Below are 23,215 nucleotides of genomic sequence, written 5' to 3'. Positions count from 1 at the left end.
CCGCGTGAACGAAGACCCCAAGCCCAGCACCGAGGCTGCTGAGTAGTACTAGGCTTTCTGGTCTAGCTCGCATATAGAAACCACCCCTTTTGCGGCGACAAGCTGCGGAGGGGGTGGTTTCTTTGTGCTTTGAGGAGGCGAGGGTGGGGGATTGCAGCTGGGCGCAGAAAGTTGTGTTGTGGGGGAGTTTTCCCTAGTCCAGGCGGGTGTCTTCGTGCTAATGTGAATGATGGTACTTACGTTCGTCGCCGTTCGGAGGTACCGGTAATTGTACGATTCGGATAAGGATGTCTGAATTTTCAGAATCCTTTATAGGGCTTTAACAAAGAGAGGAATTGTTACTTTTCTAACTTCTGTTTATAACAAAGCCAAAATATTTTTTCTATTCACAACTGAAAGGAAAAAAAGATGAGCGTTTATCTTTCGAAAGTTAGTCTTGTCAATTTTCGTAACTTCAAGAATGCCGTTTTAAGATTCAATCCAGGGGTTAATACAATTATTGGCGAAAATGGTGCTGGAAAGACAAATATCTTCCACGCAATCCGCCTACTCCTAGATGATACTTTGCCCAATAGTTACTCATACTTTACTGAAAAAGACTTTAATAGGGATATTGGTGACTGGAGAGGACATTGGATAATAATCCGACTTGAATTTACTGGGTCTACATACAATGAGCTCATGAATTCATTTATCTCGCATTGTTTAAATCCTGAAAATAAGACAGAAATTCCAGATTGCGAAATCGACAGTAAAAAAACAAAAATCTATAAATACTCATGCTCGATTATTTTTCGGCCTAAACTCGAAATTCGAAGTGAACTATATAAAGCCCAGGGAAACAAGAGTAAAGTACAAGAAATACTTAATAAAATATCAATTGCAGACTATGAGAGTGTTCGAATTGGTAAGGGTAATTCAGATTTCCACTGCCTTGCAGACTATCAAAAATGTGTCGGCGACTTCAAAAACCTAGAATTTCCTGACCCGGAAGATACAGAAATGGAAAAGAAAATCGGAATACGTCTTCCAAAGATTTTCTATATTCCTAGAGAGTTTAATACATTTTATATAGATGCTTTGCGAGATGTTCAGAGGTCTTTCCAAGGTCAATATAGAAACCCACTGAGGGACATATTGGAGATTGAAAGTTCTGGTATAGAAAACGATCCATCTTTTAACAACATTGCGAAAATGGCAGGGAAATTAAATGATTTAATTAACAAGAATGGAAAGGTTAGCAATCTTGCCAATAACGTACTTTCTACTTATAAAGAGGCTGTTGGATCCATATATTCTCCTGGAACACTAAGTATTAAGTCTCAATTGCCGGTTGAGGCGAAAGAATTATTCCACGCACTATCTATCTACATAGGTGGACTGTATTCAGCCCAGGGTAACTATCAGGGATCGATAGACGAGCTTAGCTTGGGCCATGCAAATATGTTGTATATATCTTTAAAGCTTCTAGAATTTAAATCACATAAAATTAGTAAATCAAATTTTTCCAGCCCGATATCAAATATATTGCTTATCGAAGAGCCGGAATCTCACATACATCCTCATATCCAGAAGGTTATATTCAGTAATGTTGGAAATGATAAAAACACTCAGGTGATTTATTCAACCCACTCGCCGCAGATTTCAGAGATAAGCAATATTAAAAATGTAAATGTTATCCTTCAGGACGGAAATGAATCATGGATTGCATGTAGTCCCTCTTCGGGGCTGAAGGAAGAAGAGATAATACCCGTTAATCGTTTCCTAGATATTACAAGATGTAACCTTTTGTTTGCTCGAGGGGTCATTCTTGTCGAAGGTGATGCTGAAGAAATGCTAATTCCATATTTGATCAAGAAAGTCTATGGTGTTTCCTTAGATGAATTAGGTATTAGTTTAATTAATAATCGAGGAGTTGGATTCGACGGGTTGGCTTCAATATTCCATGCTGATAGATTGCAAAAGAGATGTTCAATTATTACAGATTTAGATACCTATATGGAAAATAATAAGTTTTCATCCCCTAAAGCGGCTAAACTAGGTACAAGTCGACAAAATGCCCTGAACCAGAAATTTGTTGACAACAGGTTTGTGAAATCGTATTTTGCAGAATATACGTTTGAAGTAGAATTTGCGCTGGCAGGCCAGAAGAATATTGGCCAACTAATTAAATTTGCGGAAGAGAATAAGTATAAAGACATCCGGGCATTAGGGGAAATTAAAAACAAGCTTTTATCTAAAGATAATGCTAAAGTAGCTGAAGCCTCTCTACAGCTAACAGAAAAAAATGATATAAATATTGGAAAATCTGGAAAGGGATGGTCAGCTTTGATGCTGTGTAACTATATATCGAAGGAAACTATTATCCCGCATTATATTTTGGAAGCAGTCTTATTCTCTATCGGGGGCAGGATTCCAGATGACATCAAACAACAAATTTCGAAATACAGGGATATTGAGTTTGGAAAAGACGATGCGACCAGAAAATTGATTGAGCTGGAGGAGTGTGATGGATAATTTAAATAGTGAACAGCTGAATGCTATTGAATATGAAAAAACGTGCTTCTAATTGCTTGTCCGGGTAGTGGAAAGACCCATACCTTGATACATAAAGTTGCTAGAGAGATATCAAAAATTGATACGCATCGCAGATTCGTTATTGCCATTACTTATACAAATAATGCTGCGGATGAAATGGAAAAACGTCTAGATAATTTAGGGATAGATACAAATCAACTTTGGGTAGGAACCATACATAAGTTTTGCTTAGAATGGATAATTTATCCGTATTCAATCTATAATGATTGTATCCCACCAAATTTTGCAATCGCGAATGATGCATATAGGTATAGGATTCTTCGTGAAATTCATCCAGGTTTCAGTGAAAAAAATATTAAAAAACTTGCGGATGGAATTGAATTTCATAGATTAAATAAATATGAAAGGATATTAAGAGATTCGATCCCCCCAAACTGTAACACAGATATATGGTCTAATATAAAAGAATATTTGGCTAATTTAAGACTGAATCGATTATTAGATTTTCAAGACATTCTTGAGTTTTCATATAATTTGCTGTGTGAGAATAAATTTATATCTAGAAATATTCAAAACATGGTTTCGTTTTTTGCTGTGGATGAATATCAAGATATGAACGCGATCCAATATTTGATAGTTTCAGAAATTTTTAAAGGTTCAAAAAATACTAATATGTTTATCGTGGGAGACCCAAATCAAGCTATATTCAGCTCACTAGGGGGTGTAGCGCTAGATATTGATGATTTGAATAGATTAACTGGGAAGTCTTTTAAAAGATTTGAACTTTCGAGAAACTATAGGTCGTCTGAGTCTGTGGTTGAGTACTCAAAGAAATACATGGTGCAGCATATGAGTATGTCTGCAATTGGAAGAAATAAAAATTATAAATCAAATATATATTATTATAATTTTCAGAATGATGGAATAGATAGTGAAAATATTGGTTCCCGCATCCTTGATATTATCGAGAAGAATTTAAACCTTGGTGTCAGTGAGGAGGAAATTTGCATCCTGGTTCCTCAAAATTTCCTCGCGAAATCTTTAGCTAGGGAATTTCTTAGAAAGGAGCAGAATATAAATTTTGATTGTTTTGGTTTGACCCCATTTGTGAAGGAGTATTCAGTATGGAGTTTTCTCTCGAGAATTGCGTTGACAGAACCGTCACCTGGAAGGTATGTCCAGAGATTATTGTGGGCAAGGAATATTTTGGATATTTTGATAGAGGGGAATTTTCTGTTAGAGGGAGAAATTCTTCCTTCTGATATCCTCTATATTTCTAATGAAATAAGTGAGTCTCTGGTGGGGCGATACGGTGATGATGGTTTTATATTCAATTTCTTAAATGATTTTTTCAATCTATTTTTAAGTAGAATGAATGTATTTTTGAATTCGGAGGATCCGATTATGGTGCAGAAGAATATGCTTTTGGAAGAACTTGAGGTTTCTTTAAATAAATTTAAAAACAGTGTTGGGGAGTCAGAGTCAATGCCCCAAGAGCAACAGGCTGTAAAGGATAATAGTATAGGATATTATAAGTCAATGTTGGCTAATTTGAATAAAGGGGTGAAATTGACAACCATTTATAAATCTAAAGGTGAAGAATATGATACTGTAATTCTCTTTGGGGCATTAGATGGATATATGCCCCATAGGGATGTACCAGTAAGTCAGCGGGAAGATAATGTCAAAAAGCTATTATATGTTGCATCGAGTAGGGCGAGGAAAAATCTGTGGATAATTGCCGAGAATAGAGAGAAAGCAGGTGGTAAATATTATGACCCGTGCCCCTATATTGAAAATCCATAATTCATTTTACTGTTGACTTTTGTTGATGATAATAGGCTCTGGTGTGCGCTAGTGGTACTAGTGCACACCAGATTTTTATGTGATATCAGGGAAATGGTTTTGTGAATTCATGTGATTTTGGATGGTAGCATATCGAGGGTTCGTTAGATAACGAAAAATGCCTATATAATTTCATTATCCGAGGTTTATTCTACGTCAAGATGAGATTCTATAAATTTTGCAGGTTTAAAAATAATTGTCGGCTCAGTACCTATAAAGTAGTTTTTCTCTTTTCCGCAGATTGCCAGAAGTATTCATGCTTGCTCCTCGAAATCACAGTAGGGTTCATATACCCGTATGAAGGAGCGACAACCATGGCGAAAAAGAAACGCCTCATATCCGGCGAGAAATTAAACTCCCGGTATCACGACGTTGCGTTGAGATCTGGGCACATCCTCCCGTTACCTCATATGTTGACATTGAAAACCAATTTCTCAGTTTATGAGATATCCGCAACCGCGTGAACGAAGACCCCAAGCCCAGCACTGAGGCTACTGAGTAGTACTAGGCGTTCTGGTCTAACTCATATATAGAAACCACCCCCTTTGCGGCGACAAGCTGCGGAGGGGGTGGTTTTTGTATGTTCTATGGCGGTTAGGCGGGGGAGGGGCGGGTGGGTGCAGAAAGCTGTGTCGCGGGCTAGTTTTTAGCTCCAGAGTGCTAGCGTAGTAGTAAGGCGAACGTCCATAGTCATTCAGAAAATGGGTAGCTGGATGGTCCTGAAAATGATGTCTCACTGTTGATTATTGAGGGAGCACGAGCGTATGAAGTCGAATAAGTATGTTCCTGTTGGGATGCTGTTCTTGATCCTGGCAATTATCTTGAACGTAGTGTCAAATGTCAGCGACATGGTGCTTGGGATTCTCTACGGCATCTCGATAGCAGTATTGATTATTGGACTATCTAATAGTCGAAAATAGGTGCTGCAACTGAGAAAAGGGGGCTGGGGGTCTTCCCGGTTTGGCCGCTCAGCTGGCAGTAGCTGCATGGACCTGCCGAGATAAATTATAAGCAACCAAGGAGGTATATTATGAAAAATATTAGTTTTCAGAGCATCGGTGCTTTTATCCTCGTATTTTCTCTTTCCTGTCTGTTCTTGACAGTGATTCAGGGAATGGGAAATCTTTGTTCACCAAACGTTCTTATGATTTCCTTAGGTATGGGTTTGGCATCGGCTACCATGTACTTCTTTGCATTCAGGAATCATGACTAGTCAACCGTGCTATCTTAAAACATCTTAGAGGTAGGGCTATTGTCAGCCCTACCTCTCTTTTGTGTGTCTGTGCCATATGGTGTGTCTACGGTAGCGCACTAGGGTTCGTTTGAAATCCTGTACTCGCACCTAGTTGTTCCCAATCTTTTTGCGCGACGGCGGCGGTCAAGCACGGTGCTTGCGCGGGTATACCTGTGCCTTCGCTATTACATGGTCGAAGAGAACCGACCCCTGAATAGTATTATGGAAAGCAACGCCGCTTACGAAGAAGCAACAGCCTTTATCGTAGAAGGTGCATTTGAAAGGATTGAAGAATGGCAAGCATCGAAGTGATGAAAGAACGAGCTCGCATTGCGGGACGCTTCAACCTGTCTGCCCGCCGCAATCCAGAACACCGCGCACTCGTAACCCTAGCGGCTCAACGTGCCGGAGGAGAATGCCACGTCATCCCCGCTGCATCCGGCGAGAAAGTCGCTGACGTTTTCCGCCGCTCCCGTAACATCGCTGGAGAATCAGCCGTCATCATCGTCACCGAAATCAACGGAACGCTCTACGCCCAGATTATCCAAGCCGAACGCGTCCGAAACCTCGGGCAAGACTCACGCGGTGTAACAACCGTTGCCAGCGCATCTGGCGTTACCCAGCCAGAAACCGCACACGAAGACCTAACAATCGGCACCTTCCTGCAGTACGCACAGATGATCCCGAACGGCTCAGTTGTCCTAGAAAGCGACCTGAGCTCGGTGCAGGCAGTTGCACAGAACGCGCTAGGAACCCACCTGGTCACTGCCTAAAGACAGCCTAGAAGGAAACAAGCATAAAGGGACCCGGCAGGCTATCCATCAGATAGCCCGCCGGGTCCCTTCTTTATACCGCCGCTATGCGCTCAGCCCTTAGCGAGTAGTCCGTTCCAGCAGCTGCAACACGTTCTGGTAGGTGTGGCCGGTCGCCTCCGTCATACCCTGCTCACAGGTGCGGTTCGCCGAAATGTATGCGGCAAACTGCTTCTGCTCGCTCAGCTCCGCAGCCTCAGCCTCCGTAGCGCTCGCCGTCAGCTCCGGGTGCAGCATACCGCGGTCACCCGCGTAGCCACAGCAACCCCAGTGCTTCGGTACGTACACGTCGTCACTCATCGCGTTCGCAATCTTCTCAAACGCAGGCTGAGTACCCAAGTGAGTCATGGAGCAGGTCGGGTGCAGAGCAACCGACGGCAGGGGAGCAGACACGGTCAGCTTATCCAGCATGTTATCGGCGGCGAACTGCACCGCATCGTACATGCGCAGACGCGAGAAGTCCGGCTCACCCGGCTTCAGGCCGTTCACGATCTTGTGCTCAAGCGCCTTAATAACCTTCTCGCGCATCACTTCAAGGCCCTCAGTACAGGACGAAGCGTCACACACGACCGGCAGGCGGCCACCGTCAGTAGCCTCCCACAGGGACTTCAGCACACGGTCGCTCATGATCGAGTAGCCGTCGGTGAAGCCCTTCGACTTCCACGGGGTAGCACAGCACATCTCACCAATATTGTCCGGGATGCGGTACTTCACGCCGGTACGCTCGCACAGGCGGATGAACGCCTGGGTTGCGTTGACCGGGTCATGCTTGCCGTCGCCGTCCACGCCGCCGAACATGGAGTTCACGCAGGCGGGGAAGAACACAATCTCAGCGGTTGCGTCCTTGTGCGGCTTACGTGCCGGGCCGCCGACCGGCAGGCCCTTCTTGTAGGAAGGCACCATGTCATCACCCATGACCTTACGGGCAATGTCGGTGGTACCGTGAACCACGGGGAACGGCAGCTTCTTAGCCACGGTCAGGGCCTTACCGGCAACCTTATCCATGATGCCCCACTGCTGCGCAGCGACCTTCCAGCCGGTAGCAGCCAGCTTGTCCTGGTTCTCAGAACGCAGGCGGCGAATCAGGTCACCAGTGTTAATGTTCACGGGGCAGCGGGTCTGGCACATGCCGTCCACAGCACAGGTCTCAATGCCGTAGTACTCGTACTCCTTACGCAGGCGCTCGGCGAGCTCGTGGTCGCCATTCATCTCGGCGGCGGCAATCTCACGGCGCATCACAATGCGCTGGCGCGGGGTGAGGGTCAGGTTGCGGGAGGGGCAGACCGGCTCGCAGTAGCCGCACTCCACGCAGCGGTCGACTTCTTCCTCAACGGTCTCAGCGACCTTCAGGTCGGTCACGTAGTCGGTGTCCGGCTCGGTAATCAGCACGCCGGGGTTCATGAAGCCCTTCGGGTCAATGAGGCGCTTAATCTGGCGCATCACGTCGAAGAGTTCCTCACCGAACTGGCGGCTTACGAACGGAGCCATGATACGGCCGGTACCGTGCTCAGCCTTCAGCGAGCCGTCAGCGGAAAGGATCAGCTGAACCATTTCTTCGGTGAAGTCGCGGTAGCGGTCCAGCTGCTTCGGGTCGCGGAACTGCTCGTTCAGCATGAAGTGGATGTTACCGTCCTTCGCGTGACCGAAGATCACGGAGTCCTGGTAGCCGTGTGCGTCGAACAGCTTGGTCAGGTCGCTACAGGTGTTACCCAGAACCTCAACAGGAACAACCACGTCTTCAAGCAGTGCGTTAGTGCCGGAGCGGCGGTTACCCGCAACGGTGGTGTACAGGCCGCGGCGTGCCGCCCACAGTGCGTTACGCTCAGACAGCTTGCTGGTCATCGACACCGGCGAAGCCACCGGCAGGCTCTTAAACATGGGTGCTGCAGCGGCAGCCAGGTCGCTCAGCTCCTGCTCGGAGTTGCCCTGGAACTCAACCAGCAGGGCGGCGTGGTCCTTCACGTCGATGGCGGCGAGCGCCTCCGCAGCCTGGCCGGTACGCTGAGCCACACGAATACTGGTGGCGTCCATCAGCTCGACGGTAGCGAGCTTGTTAGCAACCAGTTCGGGCACAGAGCGTGCAGCATCAATCAGGTTGTCGAACACGAGCAGGCCGGTGGAAATGTTCTTCAGAATCGGCAGGGTGCGGTAGGTAGCCGAAGCAACAAAACCGAGGGTGCCTTCCGAACCAATCAGCAGGTGCTGCAGAATGTCCACGGGGGTTTCAAAGTCGACCAGGGAGTTCAGGCCGTAACCCATGGTGTTCTTCATGGAGTACTGCTGGCGAATCTTCGCCATGGATTCGGGGTTCTCAAGCACGCGCTTGCGCAGGCGCAGCAGGCCCTCGTGGAGTTCAGGTTCGAGGGAACGCAGCTTCTGGTCGGCGTCCGGCTCGGCGGTGTCGATGATGGTGCCGCTGGGCAGCACTAACACCATGGAGTCGAGGGTGTTGTACGTGTTGTACTTGGTGCCCGAAGACATGCCGGAGGAGTTGTTCGCGACCACGCCACCGATGGTGCAGGCGGACCAAGATGCCGGGTCGGGGCCGAGCTTGTAGCCGTAGGGTGCCAGGTAGTTGTTGACCATCATGATGGTCGCGCCGGGCTGCACGCGCACCTTCTTGCCGTCTTCAAGGACCTCAATTTTCTTGAAGTGGCGGCGGGTGTCGACCATGAGGCCGTCGCCGCTGGACTGGCCGGAGAGGGAGGTGCCGCCGGAGCGGAAGGTCAGCGGCAGACCGAGGTCGCCGGCTGCGCGGAAGATGTTGGCGACGTCTTCGGCGGAGTCGGGGCGGACCAGGCCGGCGGGCACGAGCAGGTAGTGGGATGCGTCGTGGGAGATTGCCAGGCGCTCGAGTTCGGAGACGCTGGATTCGACGGCTTCTGCGCGCGCATCGGAGAGTAGGCGCTTGAGGGTGTCCTCGTAGGGGGACTTGAGTGCTTTGGAAGTGTTTGACACAACGGTGGTCATGATGAATCTCCTTAGTGAGACTGTCTTACCTTTCAGTATGTGCTCTTGAACACCGTCTTTTCCGCTTAGCTATGGCTAAGCTTGGCGACTACTTGTCACCATAAAGGGGGTGGGTTATACACCGTGCTGATGCGGTGGTTTGCCGCGTATTTGCTGGCTTTCCGGGGGAATACGCCCGGGCCTGCGGAGGCGCACCCACCACACTCTGAACGCCGCGGTTGCTCTTAGGCGCGGCTGCCGAGGGTTGTAACATTCCAGCGGCTAACCCAAAAGGCGGCTAACCCAAAAGAAAGCGTGGGGCAGAAAGCTACATGCTTTCCACCCCACGCTTGTGTAACGTTTAGGCTTCGTCGAAGAAGTCCTCATCAAGCTTCATGATGGTGTACGTGCGTGCCACCTGTACGCCAACACCGTACTTAATCATGAGGCGCGCCAGGTGCTCACCATCAATCAGAACGAGGGAAATTCCGCTACCAAGTTCCTCCGCGTAGCCGCGTGCGCCAGACGTAAAGGAGCTCGACGTGATGAACACGCCTTGCGTTGCCTTGCCGTGTAGCGCGCCCACAAAGTTCTGAAGGTCGGGGCGGCTCACCACGTTGTCCTTGGCGTAACGCTTAGCCTGGACATAAATCTTTGAAAGACCCAACGCATCCTGGTCAATGATTCCGTCCACGCCGCCGTCATTGGAAGCCGGAGTAACGGTGCCGCGTCCTGCCGGGCCGCCGTAGCCCATCGCCAACAGAACATCCACCACCAGATGCTCAAAAGCAGTCGGAGACATTGCGCGGACGCGTTCCAAAATATCGTGCGTCAGCGCGGACTCAATCTGAGTGATGCTTTCATCAATGAGTTCCTGCGGGGTGCTATCAGACACCTCAGAGGGTGCAGTCGTGACGGCAACAGTCTTGGTAGCGGTCTTCGGGGTTTCCTGCGGGTCCTGCTCGGAACTATCAGACTGGGAACGCTCACGCGTGCTGCGGGCGGAACGAACGATATGCGCGACGACATCATCGGGGATGCCCCCAGGATGAGCCTCAATCAGCTTCAAGCCTTCGTCAGAAATAACCTGCTGACCGCGGCGAGGGGAATCAACCGCACCGAACATCTTGAGATAGGTCAAGCCCCAACTAATGCGGTCCACATAGACGGGACGCTTGCCGTTCGGCAGGTAGGGTAGTAGCTGCTCGTCAGAAAGCGGGTAGCGCTCTGCTACAGCGCTATAAATCTCTTTATTGGTGCGGGAGTTGCCGTCAGATAGGTAAGCAAGAATGCTGGGAATGAATTCGTAGAACTTGGGAAGTTCAACCTCAGTGGTATCAGGCGACTGAGCGGTCATCGGTGTATCTCCATTGATTGATAACGGCTGGTTAATAACGGCGGGTAGTCCGTTCTTAATATACCTCTAATACAAAAGATAATCGTTACCAGAGGTGCCTGTTTTCCCTTGTGCAGGCTTTATTAGCGCCGCAGCTGCTCTTAGGCACGCCCGCCGAGGGCCGTAACATTCCAGCTAGCAGTACTATCAGAAGTCACCACACCACAAAATAGGGGAGAACCCGCCGAAGCACGCACCCCCAAATCCTCCACAAACACGCGGCCACCCGCAGGCACACTACGCTCCTTACGATCCACACCCGCACAATACACCGTCATCTTCGCACCCGAACGGTTCTCCACCGCAACCGAACCGCCGCCCGATTTCGACACAGTATCGTGCACAAAACCGCGGTGTAAAGACCGCCGCCCAAAGGTCACAGCACAAGGTCACAGTGCAACGAAATAGAAACGCAAACGCAACGGCGTGGAGTATCATTCACACTATGGATAAGGCAGAACAGAACCAGACAGACAACACGGTAAAGAACGGCACAGCACCCAATACCTCGGGGAATACCTCGGGCAATATTCCGGGGAACAGCCCGGTGGGTGCGTCTGCGCGCCCTGAAACTGTTGCATCTGAAACTACCGCATCTGAAGCCGCCGCTGAGAATACCACGAAGGCTGGTTATACCCAGTCGGCACCGGCAGAATCCAGTGCCGCCAAAACTAGTGCTGCAGCAAGTAGCCCCGCAGAGGCTACCGCCCCCGGCATGGAGGCAGTACAGGTTGATGCCGTGCAGATTGATAGCGCCCGCCTGGACAGCACCCACTCCGTCTACTCCACCGACCTGGACCCCGACGACTACGAAGAGGTCGTCGAAGAATACGCCACCACCGACGCGCCGGACGGTACGCACCGCGAGGAGCGTCGCATCACCCGCACCACGCATCACCCGCACGGCAAGGGCGACCAGAAAGCGGGCACCCAGGGTAACCCCGATGGTGACGCCGAGATTATTGATGTAGGCGAACCTGAAACGCACACCACGACTATCCGCACGGTCACCCGCACCGTCACGGACCCGCCGCGTCGCGCCCCGCGCACCCGCCTGTTCCGCACGCTCAGCAAGTACCGCGGCGAGAAGAACCTGGCGGCGTGGGAGGAACGCTCCTCCACGCCCATGTTCGTGGCGTCCGTACTGTACCTGCTCGCGTTCGCCGCGCCCATCATGAGCACACGCATTCAGGAGCCGTACGACGCGTACCTCAACATCATTCAGATGATCCTGTGGGGCCTATTCGCCGCCGACTACTGCATTCGCCTGTACTTGGCGCCGCGGCGACTCTACTTCATCACGCATAACCTGATGAACCTGGCGATTGTGCTGCTGCCCGCGTGGCGTATTGTCAGCTTCCTCTCCATGATTTATATGACCGCCAACCGCCAATATAAGAGGCTCTCAGAGCTGGCGGTGAAGCTCTTCGGATACACCGCGATCTTCATCATCATGTTTGCCCTGTCGATCTATTCGGTGGAGTCCTCCGAGCCGGGCGCGATGATTCGTGACCTGCCCACCGCCTACTGGTGGATGTTCACGACCCTCGCCACGGTCGGCTACGGAGACGTTTACCCGGTCACCGGTATCGGCAGGGTCATCGCCGTGATCGTCATGCTGTACGGCGGGGGCTTGGTCGCGGTTGCTACCGGTGCGCTCGCGAGCTGGATTATCGAAAAGTTTGGTGGCAGGGAGGAGCAGGAGTACCCCGCAACCAAGGCTGACGTGGACGATCTTCGCCAGGAGATTTCTGAGTTGCGTGCCCTGCTGGCTCGTGAGTATGCGCGCCGTGAAGCCCGCGACTACACGTTGCGTGAGGTCGTGGATGAAGACGGTGTGCACCCGGTTCCTTCGGATGCGGAGGCGGCACGCCGCGCCGGTTTCAGCGCCGCCGCGGGCTTTACTGCCCCTGGTACTCCTGGCGCTCCGGGTGCTGCTGCGGCAGCTTCTGCGGAGGCTACCCCGAACACCGCGCCCGGCGCCGCGCGGGCTGGTGAACCTGCCGACTCCTCGGCATCTCATGAGGTTGCGGTGCGCGAGCAGGAGCCGGTCGCCCTGCTGGAGGAGACCCGCCAGACGTTCACGATTATTCGTGAGAAGTTCTCGCTACGTTCCCGCAAGCAGTAGTCCGCTCGCAAATACCCTGCGGACAGTAACCGGGCTGTAGCGGCTCGGTTGCGGTAGCGCAGATAGCAGCGCAGATATAACAGTTCAGTTGAGGCTTGGCGCTCAAACCCACACCGCATACTTATTGAAGCGGTGGGTTTGGGTGCCGAGCCCACGCGAAGGCAAGACGAAGGCAAGAAAATTGCCGCCCACGCCACCGTGCGGGATATTTCGCCTTGTCGAGGCAAAATTAGCCCGTGGAGAGTGCAAATTGGGGCTCGTGTGCGCGAAAAACCCCTCAACTTAAGATCTAATGTGACCAAACTATCTTTTAAAAATGGCCGCCACTGGTGAAACTCCTAGCCAGAGCCTATAAACTATCTACCGTGCCGGTTATCGAACGCCCTGTAGCCTCAATGCGCTACGGGGTGTCGTCGTATCCCCACCTCACTCACGGGGAGGCACCACTCAACTCACAAACTCACTCAAACACATACTCTGTTAGGACACGTTCGTGGTACCTAAGTCCACTCTGGGCGCGCTCGCTCTACTCGTCAGCGCGCTCTCCCTCACCGCGTGCGCATCCGCACCGAATAACGCCTCCGCATCCGCTGTTGTTGACCAGGCTGCTTTTGCAACCGCCGAACCTAGCGCCGTTTCCGCCCCCGGCGACGACAGCACCGGAATTAAGGCGGCGGCTGGCGTCTCGCAGGACCCGTCGATTCACCCGACCGCGACCCAGCCCACTGAGACCCCCGCGCCGGACAACACGAGCAACCAGGAGCCTGCCGCATACACCGCGGCGCCCATGCCTTCCTCGGCAGCCGTTGCGCGCTCGCAGAAAATCATGGACGGCACCTGGGTTCAGCAGGACTCTACCAACCTTGAGAACTACATGGACGCCGTCATTCACGACGGCATTATCGAGGTCACCTACCACCTGAACCACGAAGAGCTGGCGACTCCCTTCTGGGTTGGTGCTTTCGAGGCGAAGACCGGCAACTTCAGCTACATTTCGCACGTGGACCATGCGAAGCTGAGCCACGCGCCGTACGCCTCCGATAAGGAAACCAAGGAATTCGTCATGAAGGACGGCGTGCTGAGCTTCCCCATGACCTATGAGGGTGCCACCCGCATCATTCGCCTGGAAAAGCAGCACAGCTAAGCGCGCTGCCGGGGGAGTTATCTCATATCTGACACGCATGACGGACGGGGCGTTCCCGTTGCCGCGTGCGGGCTATAGAATGGGACTATGAGCGAGAACACGACCCCCGAGCATGGCACCGCAGCCTCGGTGCAGGATTCCTTCGAGCTACCCAGCGCACCGGACCAGTTCCAGCGCCTGTGGACCCCTCACCGCACCGCCTACGTGAGCGGTGGCCAGAAGGACTACACCGAGAAGACCTGCCCCTTCTGCACCGCGCCCAGCCGCAGTGACGAAGAGTCGCTGATTGTGCACCGCGGCGAGCATGCCTTCGTGATTCTCAACCTCTACCCGTACAACCCCGGTCACCTGCTGGTCTGCCCGTACCGCCACATCCCGTTCTATGACGATGCGACCGAGGCAGAAACCATGGAGATTGCGCAGCTGACCCAGCTCGCTATGAAGGTTCTGCGCGAGGTGTCGCATAATGACGGCTTCAACATTGGCATTAATCAGGGCAAGGTGGGCGGCGCGGGCATTGCTGATCACCTGCATCAGCACATTCTGCCGCGCTGGAGTGGGGATACGAATTTCCTGCCGATTATCGCTCACACCAAGACCATGTCACGCACGCTGGATGATATGCGTGTGGCTATTGCGGAGGGGTTTGCTCGCCTCGGCTAGACAGCTTGGTGAGTTTGAAAATCTGCGCTCACTACTTTAATTTGCCGGCCAGTACAGAAAAAACTTGCTTCATAAATGCGCAGATTAGGCGTTTAACGCTCATTTGAATGATGTTACGTCTGCTATGTATGGCAAAGTTTTAAATGCAGCGACGCTGCGGGGAAGCTTCCGGCTTCCATGAACACCGCATAGCTCACCGAAAAATAGCGGTCACCGATCGCTTTCGGGCTTGGCAGGGTGAGCGCCCTGCCTCAACCACAGAGGTCAGCGCCTCAGCTGAGAACCCACCCCGTCGTGCGTGAACGCACGGCAACACTGCGGGGGTGCGGATCAGCGTGAAGGACGCTGGCCTCTTTTTGCATTTCGAGGGCGCTGCTTTTGCCCCTCGGGGATGTTGCGCCAGGATGCGCCGCCGAAGAGGTGATACCCGGATGCACCGCACCCCTCGAGAAAGAACCCGCCAGACCCGCTAGAGTGGAATGCTATGGACTACCCCAACCTGCTTGAGACTGCTTTCGACGAGTTTAGCGCTGCGCCCACCGCCGGTAATGGTGCCGGTGCCGGTAATGACGTCGCCGCCTGTGAATCTGCAGGCGCGCCGCAGCTACTCATCTGGAGGCAGATTCGCTGGTCCAACCGCCGCCCGCTCATTGAGGTGGAACCGGTCGTGCCCGGCGGGGTTGCTGAAGGAGTTCATAACCGGGCATCTCAAGTGGTAGGGGCACCCCATATGACGGGGGAGAGCGCCCCTAACCGGGAAAGCAGCCCCGCGCAGCGTGGCGTTCCGAGCGGGGTTCGCATCCAGATTCCGTTGACCCCCGGCGCCTACCTGGGGCTGCGTATTCCGCGCGATAGCGAGGGGGAACTCTACCGCTACTGCGCCGGATACACCACCGGCACGAGCAATGACGCCGCCCCCGAATCCGCGGGAATCCGCCGCGTACCCTGCCCCGAAGGCACCCGCATCCAGCGTGGTCAGCAGTGCCCGCGCTGCACCGCCCGCGACGAATTTACCGCCCTGCACAGCGCGCACCTGTACCCCGGAACGCTCACCGAATCCATGCGCGCCTACGCCATGCTGGAGCATCGCCTCTACATCGCGACCTTCCCCGACGGCACGCACAAGGTCGGCACCAGCTCACTGCATTCGACCCCGCGCCGCCTGGATGAGCAGGCGGTCGCCACCGCCACCTACGTTGCGCTCGCACCCGACGGCCTAGCCATTCGCCGCGCTGAGGACGCCGTGACCGCCCTCGCGAAGATTCCGCAGGTCAAGCAGGTGGCGAGCAAGTATCGCGCCTGGACGAACCCGCTGCCCGGTGCGCAGCTTCGTGTTGCCCATCAGGAGGCGGTCGCCCGCGCCCGTACCGCGCTCGCTGAGCTGGCGCGCACCGAGCCGGAGGTACTGCTCACCGCCCTGGATGAGCCGTGGATTCCGTCGCTCGCCATGAACCGCCCCTATGCGGCGTTGCGTGCACAGTCCCCCGAACCGCTGGCACCGTGTGAATCCGGTCTGGAGAGCGGGTCGGCTGGCTTCTTCTGCACGGGTGCGGCGGGTCAGTTTTTGAGCGCCCACACCGGCGATGCTGACGCGGCGTTCCTGGTGAATACTGCCGCGTGGCGGAATGTGCTGGTGGAGCCGGCGCAGGAGTTCACGCGGGTGAGGGTGCAGGGTTCGCTGTTCTAAAACCTCCGCCACTCCAAACTCCCGGCGCCTGTACCACCGCACCAAGCCCCGGGCGCACCAACCCCCTCCGCCCCTTCCGGCATGAGCGAACGAGCCCGGCGGACCATTCAGCCGTTGGCGTGCGTGTACTAAAATGGTAAGCATGTCCAAACCCCTCATTCGTCTTCTCGGCCAGGGCGTACGCGCCGCGACTAAGCTTCGCGGCGGCGGCTCCGCCTTCCCCGGCCTTGTCATGGAAAAATTGCACCCCGACTTCGTCGCTGAAGAGCTCGCGAAGCTGCCCTACGGCGTGGTTGTTGTCTCCGGCACGAACGGTAAGACCACCACCACGAAGATGGCTGTGCAGCTGCTTGAAGCTCAGGGTCTGAAGGTTTTCACTAACCGCACCGGTTCGAACTTTGTGCGCGGTGTCGCCGCGGCACTGCTGGGCGAGATGACCCTCGGCGGCAAGCTTGACGCTGATATTGCTGTGCTTGAGCTGGATGAGGCGCACGCCGTGCACTTCGTCAAGGCCGTCAAGCCCGATTACGCTCTGCTGCTGAACGTTCTGCGTGACCAGCTGGACCGTTTCGGTGAGATTGACACGACCCGCCGCATGCTGGCGACCGTCGCCTCCGCAACGACCGGTACCGTGGTGCTCAACCGTGAGGACCCGCGCATCCGCTCCCTCGCTGAGAACGTGCAGCCTGGCGTGACCGTCAAGTACTACGGTCTGGATGAGTCCCTGCGCTCCTACTTCCCTTCGGATGATGAGATGCGCGGCGGCACTGTCGCGAAGGCAACCCTGCCCGAAGCTGACGTCACCCTGACCGCGTTCTCCGGCACCTCCGCTACGTTCGACCTGGCGGGTGTGGAGCGAGTCGGCGAGATCAACCTCTACGGTATTTACAACATCTTCAACGCGGCAGGCGCTATGGCGCTGACCCGCGCCGTCATGGGCGAGAAGCTCAACGAAGATAAGCTCATCGCCGAGCTGGCGAAGATTACCCCCGCCTTCGGTCGCGGTGAGACCCTGAACGTGAACGGCCGCCCGCTGCAGCTGCTGCTGGTGAAGAACCCGAGCGGTTTCCGCCTGTCCCTGGCGAGCGCGAACGCTGACGACTACGCCACCATGATTACGATCAACGACCAGTACGCTGACGGTCGTGACGTGTCCTGGCTGTGGGATGTTGACTTCGACAGCTTGAAGAAGACCGGCGTGCAGATGGTTTCGGGTGTGCGTGCCTGGGATATGGCGCTGCGTCTGGAGCATGACGGCGTGAAGGTTGACGATGTTAACGAGAACCTCGCCGATGCGCTCAAGGGCTTCATCGCCTCCAGCGGTAACGCGCCCATGCGTATTTTCTGCACCTACACCGCAATGCTGGCTCTGCGTGAAGAGCTCGCAAAGATCACTGACGTTGAGAGGGTCTCCTAATGACGGCAACTCACACTTTTGAGGGCACCCCCGCCTCCGGCCCCAATAACGGTAAGACTCTGCGTATTCTGCAGCTGTACCCGCTCGACATGAACATTTACGGCGACTGGGGTAACACTCTGGCGTTGGCTCGTCGCGCGCAGGCGCACGGCTTTGACGTGCAGATTCTGGACCACAACCCCGGTCAGCCTTTCCCGGAAGATGTTGACATCATTCTGGGTGGCGGCGGCCAGGACTCGGGTCAGTCCGTGATTCAGGATGACCTGCACGCGAACGGTGACACGCTGCGCTCGCTGGCTGAGGCTGGCGTGCCGATGCTCGTCATTTGTGGCCTGTACCAGCTGTTCGGCAAGGAATTCCGCACCCGTGAGGGTGAGGTGCTGAAGGGTATCGGCATTTTTGATGCGCACACGGTCGGCGGCGATGACCGACTGATCGGCAACATTGTTGAGGAGTCTGAGGAGTTCGGCACCGTGATTGGTTTTGAAAACCACTCGGGCCTGACTTACCTGGGTTCCGGCTGCACCCCGCTGGCTACCGTCACTAAGGGTGAGGGCAACAACGTGACCGACTCGCATGAGGGTGCGCGCGTGCACAACGTGATTGGCACCTACCTGCACGGTTCGCTGCTGCCGAAGAACCCGAAGATTGCGGACTACCTGATTGAGCAGGCCGCAATTCGTCGCTTTGGCGAGTTCACGCCGAACACGATTGACGACTCGCTGGTGGAGAAGGCGCGCGCTTCGGCTGCGTCCCGCCCCCGCTAGCCTATTCCTGGCGGTGGCGTGCACTTTCTGAGGTGGTGTGCGCCTCCGCTACGGTATAGTTATGTGAGTACAGTACGGTGCGTGGGACGTTTCGCCGTGCCCGCACGGAGGTTTTGACTAAGGGAGATACGAATGTCCGGTCACTCTAAATGGGCGACTACTAAGCACAAGAAGGCTGCTATCGACGCTAAGCGCGCGAAGGCTTTCGCGAAGTTCATTAAGGCAATTGAAGTTGCAGCACGTATGGGCGGCGCTGATATTGCTGGTAACCCCGCTCTTGACCTGGCTGTGTCGAAGGCGAAGAAGAACTCCGTTCCTAACGACAACATTGACCGCGCAATCAAGCGTGGCGCTGGCCTGACCGGTGAGACCATTGACTACACCGAAATCATGTACGAAGCACGCGGCCCGCAGGGTACCGCTCTGTACATTGAGTGTCTGACCGATAACCGTAACCGTGCAGCGTCTGAGGTTCGCCTGGCTGTGACCCGTAATGGCGGCACCATGGCTGACCAGGGTTCGGTTGCGTTCCTGTTCGAGCGTAAGGGCGTTGCTGAGGTCACCAAGACTGACGGTCTGACCGAGGATGACGTTCTGATGGCTGTCCTGGACGCAGGCGCTGAAGAGGTTCTGGACGAGGGCGACGTATTCACCGTTGTTTCCGCAGCAACCGACCTGCCCGAGATCCGTAAGGCTCTGGACGAGGCTGGCCTGCAGTACAACAACGATGACCCGGTCTTCCGCCCGACCATGCAGGTTGACCTGGACGCTGACGGCGCTAAGAAGTTCCTGAAGCTGGCAGACGCTATTGAAGAGCTCGACGACGTTCAGAACGTCTACTCGAACGCTAACGTCTCTGACGAGGTTATGGCAGAGCTGGAAGCTGAGTAATCACAGCTGAGTAATCACTCGGATTCTGATATCTGATGCTTGAAGAAGCCGCTCCTTTGACCGAGCCGCCGCACGGTGGCTGGCTGGTTGGGGGAGTGGCTTCTTAGCGTCTGGGGCTATTTTGGGGAGGCGCTGGGTACTTTTCGCGGGGCGCGCGGTGACTGTTCACGCGGTGACCGCGCTTGTGGGGACTGTTCTCGTGGCACGCCCCGGTGCCGGGTGCTAGGATTCTGAAGGGCTAGAATCTAGATATTCTAGAGGGAGTTTGTCGAAAGGGGAGATGATGGCCGCCGCTCAACCTGCCGCACGCGATAGCATGCGTGAGAACCATGCCGCCACTGCCGTGGAACGTGTGCCGGGTGCAACCCGCATCATGGGTGTTGACCCGGGTCTGACCCGCTGCGGCTTCTCCATGCTCGATATGACCGCCGACCGTAAGGCGCACTTCGTGAACGTGGGTGTTGCCGGCACGATCCCGGCGGAGTCCTTGGACCAGCGTATTCTCTGGATTTTCAACGCTGCCTCCCACTGGCTCGATACCTACAAGCCGGATGCCCTGGCGATTGAGCGTATCTTCGCTCAGGAGCAGGTGAACACGGTGATTGGTACGGCGCACGCTTCGGGCGCGGTGATTTCTGCGGCGGCAATGCGCGGCGTGCCGGTGTTCTTCCATACCCCTTCGGAGGTGAAGGCGGCGGTGACCGGTAGCGGCCGCGCCGATAAGGCGTCGGTGGGTCGCATGGTGACCCGCATTTTGGGGCTGGATTCCATGCCGAAGCCCGCCGATGCTGCTGATGCCCTGGCGATTGCGATCTGTCACGGCTGGCGTGGCGGCGGTATCGGTTCGGGTATCAACATGGCGGCTCAGACGCAGACTCACCAGGGTTCACGCCCGGTGCAGGCTCGCCGTGGAGGGTCGTTGACTCCGGCGCAGCGTGCCTGGATGGAGGCGGAGGCGCGCGCTCGCCGCTAGGTGGTGCCGTCGTTGGCCTGTGTACCGCCTTCTGCTGGCTCGCATGTATTCGCTAAGAAGTTCGAATATATGCTTGATTTCAGAAGAAATATTCTAATATACTTGTAGTGTCTCCCCGTTGAACTGGGGGAGTGCGTTCTGTGGGTGCCGGAGTTTCCGGTGCCCTCACACTGCCGCGAGCCTCATTCCTGGGCGCGGTGTTGAAAGGTGGAGAGAAATGATTGCATCCCTGACCGGTCGTGTGGCTCAGGTGGGCCTTGATCATGCGGTGATTAACGTGAACGGTTTCGGCATGCTCGTGTACGCCACTGCGCGTACTCTCTCCAAGTTGCGCACCGGTGAGGAAGCTACCGTGCTGACCACCATGATTGTGCGTGAAGAGTCGATGACTCTCTACGGTTTTTCGGAGCCTGCCGAGCGTGAAGTGTTCGATATGATGCTTTCGGTTTCCGGTATTGGTCCGCGTATTGCGCTGGCGGTGTTGAGCGTTCACACTGCCGCTGAGGTGGAGCGCGCCGTGGCGACCGGTGACGATAAGGCGTTCACGAAGGTTCCCGGTATTGGCCCGAAGGGTGCCCGCCGTATTGTGCTGGAGCTTGCCGGCAAGCTGATTCTCAGTGATGGTCAGACCGATGAGCTGCCGCTGAGCCAGGGTATTGTTTGGAAGCCGCAGGTGCTTGACGCCCTCACCTCCCTGGGCTGGAGCGAGAAGGACGCTTCCGCCGCCATTGATGCCTACGTGAAGCACAACCCTGCCGCAGAGACCGAGCCGGTGGGTGTGGCTCTGCGCGGTGTGCTCGCCTCCTTGGGTACTCAGAACACGGTGGGCCGCCACTAGACGGCGCGCCCCTGTCAGACGTATCCCACTCAAACTTTTGTGAAAGAAGAATTCTATGAGCCAGAATCCCTATGAGCCGCAGCCCGCGGCGTCCCTGGTTTCCGGCGGGTATTTTCCCGGTCAGGTGCCCGGCACTCAGGCGTCTTCAGCTCCCGCCCAGCGCCTTGTGGCGATGGAAGAAGAGCCTGAAGAAAAGATGATTGAGGCGGCACTGCGCCCTAAGTCCCTGGATGACTTTGTGGGGCAGCGCCGTGTGCGTCAACAGCTGTCCCTGGTGCTGGAGGCTTCGAAGATGCGTGGCCGTAGCGCCGACCATATGCTGCTGTCGGGCCCTCCCGGTCTGGGTAAGACCACTCTTGCAATGATTATTGCGGCAGAGATGGAGGCGCCGTTGCGCATCACCTCCGGCCCGGCGATTCAGCATTCGGGTGATTTGGCGGCGATTCTGTCTTCGCTGACTCCCGGTGAGGTTTTGTTCCTGGATGAGATTCACCGTATGAGCCGCCCTGCTGAAGAAATGCTCTACATGGCGATGGAAGATTTCCGTGTGGATATTGTCGTCGGTAAGGGCGCGGGTGCGACTTCCATTCCGCTGGAGCTGCCGCAGTTCACTCTGGTGGGTGCGACGACTCGTGCGGGTCTGCTGCCCGGCCCTCTGCGTGACCGCTTCGGCTTTACCGGTCACTTGGAGTTCTACTCGGTGGAGGAGCTGGAGCTGGTGCTGCGCCGCAGCGCGGGTCTGATGGATATGCAGATTACTTCCGAGGGTTTCACGGAGATTGCCGGTCGTTCCCGCGGCACGCCGCGTATTGCGAACCGTCTGCTGCGTCGTGTGCGTGACTGGGCGCTGGTGAACGGCGTGGACCGCATCAATGCGGCCGATGCTGCAACTGCGCTGGATATGTACGAGGTGGATTCGCGCGGCCTGGACCGCCTGGACCGCGCCGTGCTGGAGGCGCTGATTCACAAGTTCGGCGGCGGCCCGGTGGGTCTGTCCACCCTCGCCATTGCGGTGGGTGAAGAGACGGAGACCGTGGAGACGGTTGCCGAACCGTACCTGGTGCGTGAGGGCCTGATTGGTCGTACCCCGCGCGGTCGTGTGGCTCTGCCCGCGGCGTGGGAGCACCTCGGCTTGGAAGCCCCGGAGATTCAGCTCTAGATCCGCATCAGCTCTAGCCCCGTATCAGCTGATAACACTGTAGTAGCCCGTGGGAGGTATCCGCCTCCTGCGGGCTTCTCTGTGCCCCCGGTATCTCTTCTGCAGGGGCGGTAGTTCTTCTGCAGGCGCGGCAACTTTTCTACCGGTTCTGCAGGCGCTGTCGGGTTCCATTGGGCTCTGCCGGGCTCTGCTGGTCTTTACCAGCGACATAAAATTACGCCGAGAGAGTCCAAAACTCAGGTTAACCTCACAAAAACGCTGGTTCGGGGCGCTAAAGCTCATGCTCTCGCGTAGGATGGATACGTACTGTATCTACGATTCCACACCTTCTGGTACGCTCAACCCTCGCGGTGAGCGGCACGGGTGCGGATGTGAAAGTGAGACCATGGATTTTAACCTCCTGATTATGATTGCCATGATGGCGCTGCTGGCATGGATGATGTTCTCTGCACAGAAGCGTCAGCGTAAGCAGATGGAGGAACTGCGCGCAATGCAGCAGTCTCTCGTCCCCGGCACCCAGGTGATGACTGGTTCCGGCATCTACGGCACCGTTGTCAGCACTGACCTTGAGAACAACAAGCTGCAGCTTCAGATTGCGGACGGTGTTGTTATCACCCTGGCACTGAACGCGATTATGACTGTCGTTGAGGAGGAAGCCCCCGCGGCACCCCTGACCGAGGACGTGTACGAGGCTACCGCATCCGAAGCTCCCGCTTCCGATACCTCTTCTGATACTGCTAAGTAATTCAGCGCGTATGAGCCCGGCGCCCCATG

Annotated in this window: 17 protein-coding genes; 14 read left to right on the top strand and 3 right to left on the bottom strand. The window is 54.9% G+C overall.

What is annotated here, in order from left to right:
* Window positions 1–408 precede the first annotated feature (408 nt).
* The 3 genes from HMPREF2605_RS07935 to HMPREF2605_RS09670 all read left to right on the top strand — a co-directional run bounded on the left by HMPREF2605_RS07935 (window position 409) and on the right by HMPREF2605_RS09670 (window position 6,390).
* Window positions 409–2,517: an ATP-dependent nuclease gene (locus tag HMPREF2605_RS07935; protein ID WP_070847827.1), complete on the top strand. Its 2,109-nt coding sequence runs from the start codon at window positions 409–411 to the stop codon at window positions 2,515–2,517.
* 42 nt (window positions 2,518–2,559) lie between these two features.
* Complete coding sequence (locus HMPREF2605_RS07930; RefSeq protein WP_083324870.1) at window positions 2,560–4,344, top strand: UvrD-helicase domain-containing protein; 1,785 nt, start codon at window positions 2,560–2,562, stop codon at window positions 4,342–4,344.
* 1,566 nt (window positions 4,345–5,910) lie between these two features.
* On the top strand, window positions 5,911–6,390 hold the full coding sequence (locus tag HMPREF2605_RS09670; RefSeq protein ID WP_246828189.1) for a hypothetical protein: 480 nt from the start codon (window positions 5,911–5,913) through the stop codon (window positions 6,388–6,390).
* Window positions 6,391–6,489: 99 nt separating this feature from the next.
* Here HMPREF2605_RS09670 and HMPREF2605_RS07915 read toward each other — a convergent pair whose 3' ends face one another.
* From HMPREF2605_RS07915 to HMPREF2605_RS09420, 3 genes are all read right to left on the bottom strand, one after another.
* On the bottom strand, window positions 6,490–9,399 hold the full coding sequence (locus tag HMPREF2605_RS07915) for an FAD-binding and (Fe-S)-binding domain-containing protein (RefSeq protein WP_070847813.1): 2,910 nt from the start codon (window positions 9,397–9,399) through the stop codon (window positions 6,490–6,492).
* 340 nt (window positions 9,400–9,739) lie between these two features.
* On the bottom strand, window positions 9,740–10,735 hold the full coding sequence (locus HMPREF2605_RS07910; RefSeq protein WP_070847812.1) for a restriction endonuclease: 996 nt from the start codon (window positions 10,733–10,735) through the stop codon (window positions 9,740–9,742).
* A gap of 140 nt (window positions 10,736–10,875) precedes the next feature.
* Entirely contained in the window at window positions 10,876–11,106 is a 231-nt protein-coding gene (locus tag HMPREF2605_RS09420; RefSeq protein ID WP_141744435.1) for a hypothetical protein, read from the bottom strand.
* Window positions 11,107–11,219: 113 nt separating this feature from the next.
* On the opposite strand from HMPREF2605_RS09420, the gene HMPREF2605_RS07905 reads away from it, so the two are divergent.
* The 11 genes from HMPREF2605_RS07905 to yajC all read left to right on the top strand — a co-directional run bounded on the left by HMPREF2605_RS07905 (window position 11,220) and on the right by yajC (window position 23,186).
* Complete coding sequence (locus tag HMPREF2605_RS07905) at window positions 11,220–12,902, top strand: potassium channel family protein (protein ID WP_049338450.1); 1,683 nt, start codon at window positions 11,220–11,222, stop codon at window positions 12,900–12,902.
* A 493-nt stretch (window positions 12,903–13,395) separates the two neighbouring features.
* Window positions 13,396–14,046 carry a hypothetical protein gene (locus HMPREF2605_RS07900; RefSeq protein ID WP_070847810.1) on the top strand — a complete coding sequence of 217 codons (651 nt, stop codon included), beginning with the start codon at window positions 13,396–13,398 and terminating at the stop codon, window positions 14,044–14,046.
* 87 nt (window positions 14,047–14,133) lie between these two features.
* Complete coding sequence (locus HMPREF2605_RS07895) at window positions 14,134–14,709, top strand: HIT family protein (RefSeq protein WP_070678257.1); 576 nt, start codon at window positions 14,134–14,136, stop codon at window positions 14,707–14,709.
* Window positions 14,710–15,193: 484 nt separating this feature from the next.
* Complete coding sequence (locus HMPREF2605_RS07890; protein ID WP_070847807.1) at window positions 15,194–16,396, top strand: hypothetical protein; 1,203 nt, start codon at window positions 15,194–15,196, stop codon at window positions 16,394–16,396.
* Between the two features lie 133 nt (window positions 16,397–16,529).
* Window positions 16,530–17,813, top strand: a complete 1,284-nt coding sequence (locus tag HMPREF2605_RS07885) for a Mur ligase family protein (RefSeq protein WP_070634014.1) — start codon at window positions 16,530–16,532, stop codon at window positions 17,811–17,813.
* Window positions 17,813–18,580, top strand: coding sequence for a type 1 glutamine amidotransferase (locus tag HMPREF2605_RS07880; protein ID WP_070634015.1), 768 nt, complete (start codon window positions 17,813–17,815; stop codon window positions 18,578–18,580). The genes HMPREF2605_RS07885 and HMPREF2605_RS07880 overlap by 1 nt, the downstream gene beginning before the upstream one ends.
* Window positions 18,581–18,712: 132 nt before the next feature.
* Window positions 18,713–19,471, top strand: a complete 759-nt coding sequence (locus HMPREF2605_RS07875) for a YebC/PmpR family DNA-binding transcriptional regulator (RefSeq protein ID WP_070738505.1) — start codon at window positions 18,713–18,715, stop codon at window positions 19,469–19,471.
* Window positions 19,472–19,787: 316 nt separating this feature from the next.
* Entirely contained in the window at window positions 19,788–20,444 is a 657-nt protein-coding gene (ruvC, locus tag HMPREF2605_RS07870) for a crossover junction endodeoxyribonuclease RuvC (protein WP_070848156.1), read from the top strand.
* Window positions 20,445–20,661: 217 nt separating this feature from the next.
* A complete protein-coding gene (gene ruvA, locus HMPREF2605_RS07865) occupies window positions 20,662–21,282 on the top strand; it encodes a Holliday junction branch migration protein RuvA (RefSeq protein WP_070847803.1) in 621 nt (206 codons plus the stop codon).
* A gap of 172 nt (window positions 21,283–21,454) precedes the next feature.
* On the top strand, window positions 21,455–22,441 hold the full coding sequence (gene ruvB / locus HMPREF2605_RS07860; RefSeq protein WP_210401050.1) for a Holliday junction branch migration DNA helicase RuvB: 987 nt from the start codon (window positions 21,455–21,457) through the stop codon (window positions 22,439–22,441).
* 385 nt (window positions 22,442–22,826) lie between these two features.
* Window positions 22,827–23,186, top strand: a complete 360-nt coding sequence (gene yajC, locus HMPREF2605_RS07855) for a preprotein translocase subunit YajC (protein ID WP_049345512.1) — start codon at window positions 22,827–22,829, stop codon at window positions 23,184–23,186.
* Window positions 23,187–23,215: the final 29 nt, after the last annotated feature.

This window comes from Rothia sp. HMSC065C03 (assembly GCF_001837295.1).
In the GTDB taxonomy this organism is placed as follows: Bacteria; Actinomycetota; Actinomycetes; order Actinomycetales; family Micrococcaceae; genus Rothia.
The sequence above is the reverse complement of the archived record's forward strand: the minus strand, read 5'-3'. Positions and strand labels throughout refer to the sequence as shown.

What these genes read in the sequence shown, in the direction of transcription:
- HMPREF2605_RS07910 (WP_070847812.1), bottom strand. Translation starts at nt 10,735, where the DNA reads ATGACCGCTCAGTCGCCTGATACCACTGAGGTTGAACTTCCCAAGTTC.
- HMPREF2605_RS07880 (WP_070634015.1), top strand. Translation starts at nt 17,813, where the DNA reads ATGACGGCAACTCACACTTTTGAGGGCACCCCCGCCTCCGGCCCCAAT.
- HMPREF2605_RS09670 (WP_246828189.1), top strand. Translation starts at nt 5,911, where the DNA reads ATGGCAAGCATCGAAGTGATGAAAGAACGAGCTCGCATTGCGGGACGC.
- HMPREF2605_RS07875 (WP_070738505.1), top strand. Translation starts at nt 18,713, where the DNA reads ATGTCCGGTCACTCTAAATGGGCGACTACTAAGCACAAGAAGGCTGCT.
- ruvC (WP_070848156.1), top strand. Translation starts at nt 19,788, where the DNA reads ATGCGTGAGAACCATGCCGCCACTGCCGTGGAACGTGTGCCGGGTGCA.
- HMPREF2605_RS07915 (WP_070847813.1), bottom strand. Translation starts at nt 9,399, where the DNA reads ATGACCACCGTTGTGTCAAACACTTCCAAAGCACTCAAGTCCCCCTAC.
- ruvA (WP_070847803.1), top strand. Translation starts at nt 20,662, where the DNA reads ATGATTGCATCCCTGACCGGTCGTGTGGCTCAGGTGGGCCTTGATCAT.
- HMPREF2605_RS07935 (WP_070847827.1), top strand. Translation starts at nt 409, where the DNA reads ATGAGCGTTTATCTTTCGAAAGTTAGTCTTGTCAATTTTCGTAACTTC.
- yajC (WP_049345512.1), top strand. Translation starts at nt 22,827, where the DNA reads ATGGATTTTAACCTCCTGATTATGATTGCCATGATGGCGCTGCTGGCA.
- HMPREF2605_RS07905 (WP_049338450.1), top strand. Translation starts at nt 11,220, where the DNA reads ATGGATAAGGCAGAACAGAACCAGACAGACAACACGGTAAAGAACGGC.
- HMPREF2605_RS07885 (WP_070634014.1), top strand. Translation starts at nt 16,530, where the DNA reads ATGGTAAGCATGTCCAAACCCCTCATTCGTCTTCTCGGCCAGGGCGTA.
- ruvB (WP_210401050.1), top strand. Translation starts at nt 21,455, where the DNA reads ATGGAAGAAGAGCCTGAAGAAAAGATGATTGAGGCGGCACTGCGCCCT.
- HMPREF2605_RS07890 (WP_070847807.1), top strand. Translation starts at nt 15,194, where the DNA reads ATGGACTACCCCAACCTGCTTGAGACTGCTTTCGACGAGTTTAGCGCT.
- HMPREF2605_RS07895 (WP_070678257.1), top strand. Translation starts at nt 14,134, where the DNA reads ATGAGCGAGAACACGACCCCCGAGCATGGCACCGCAGCCTCGGTGCAG.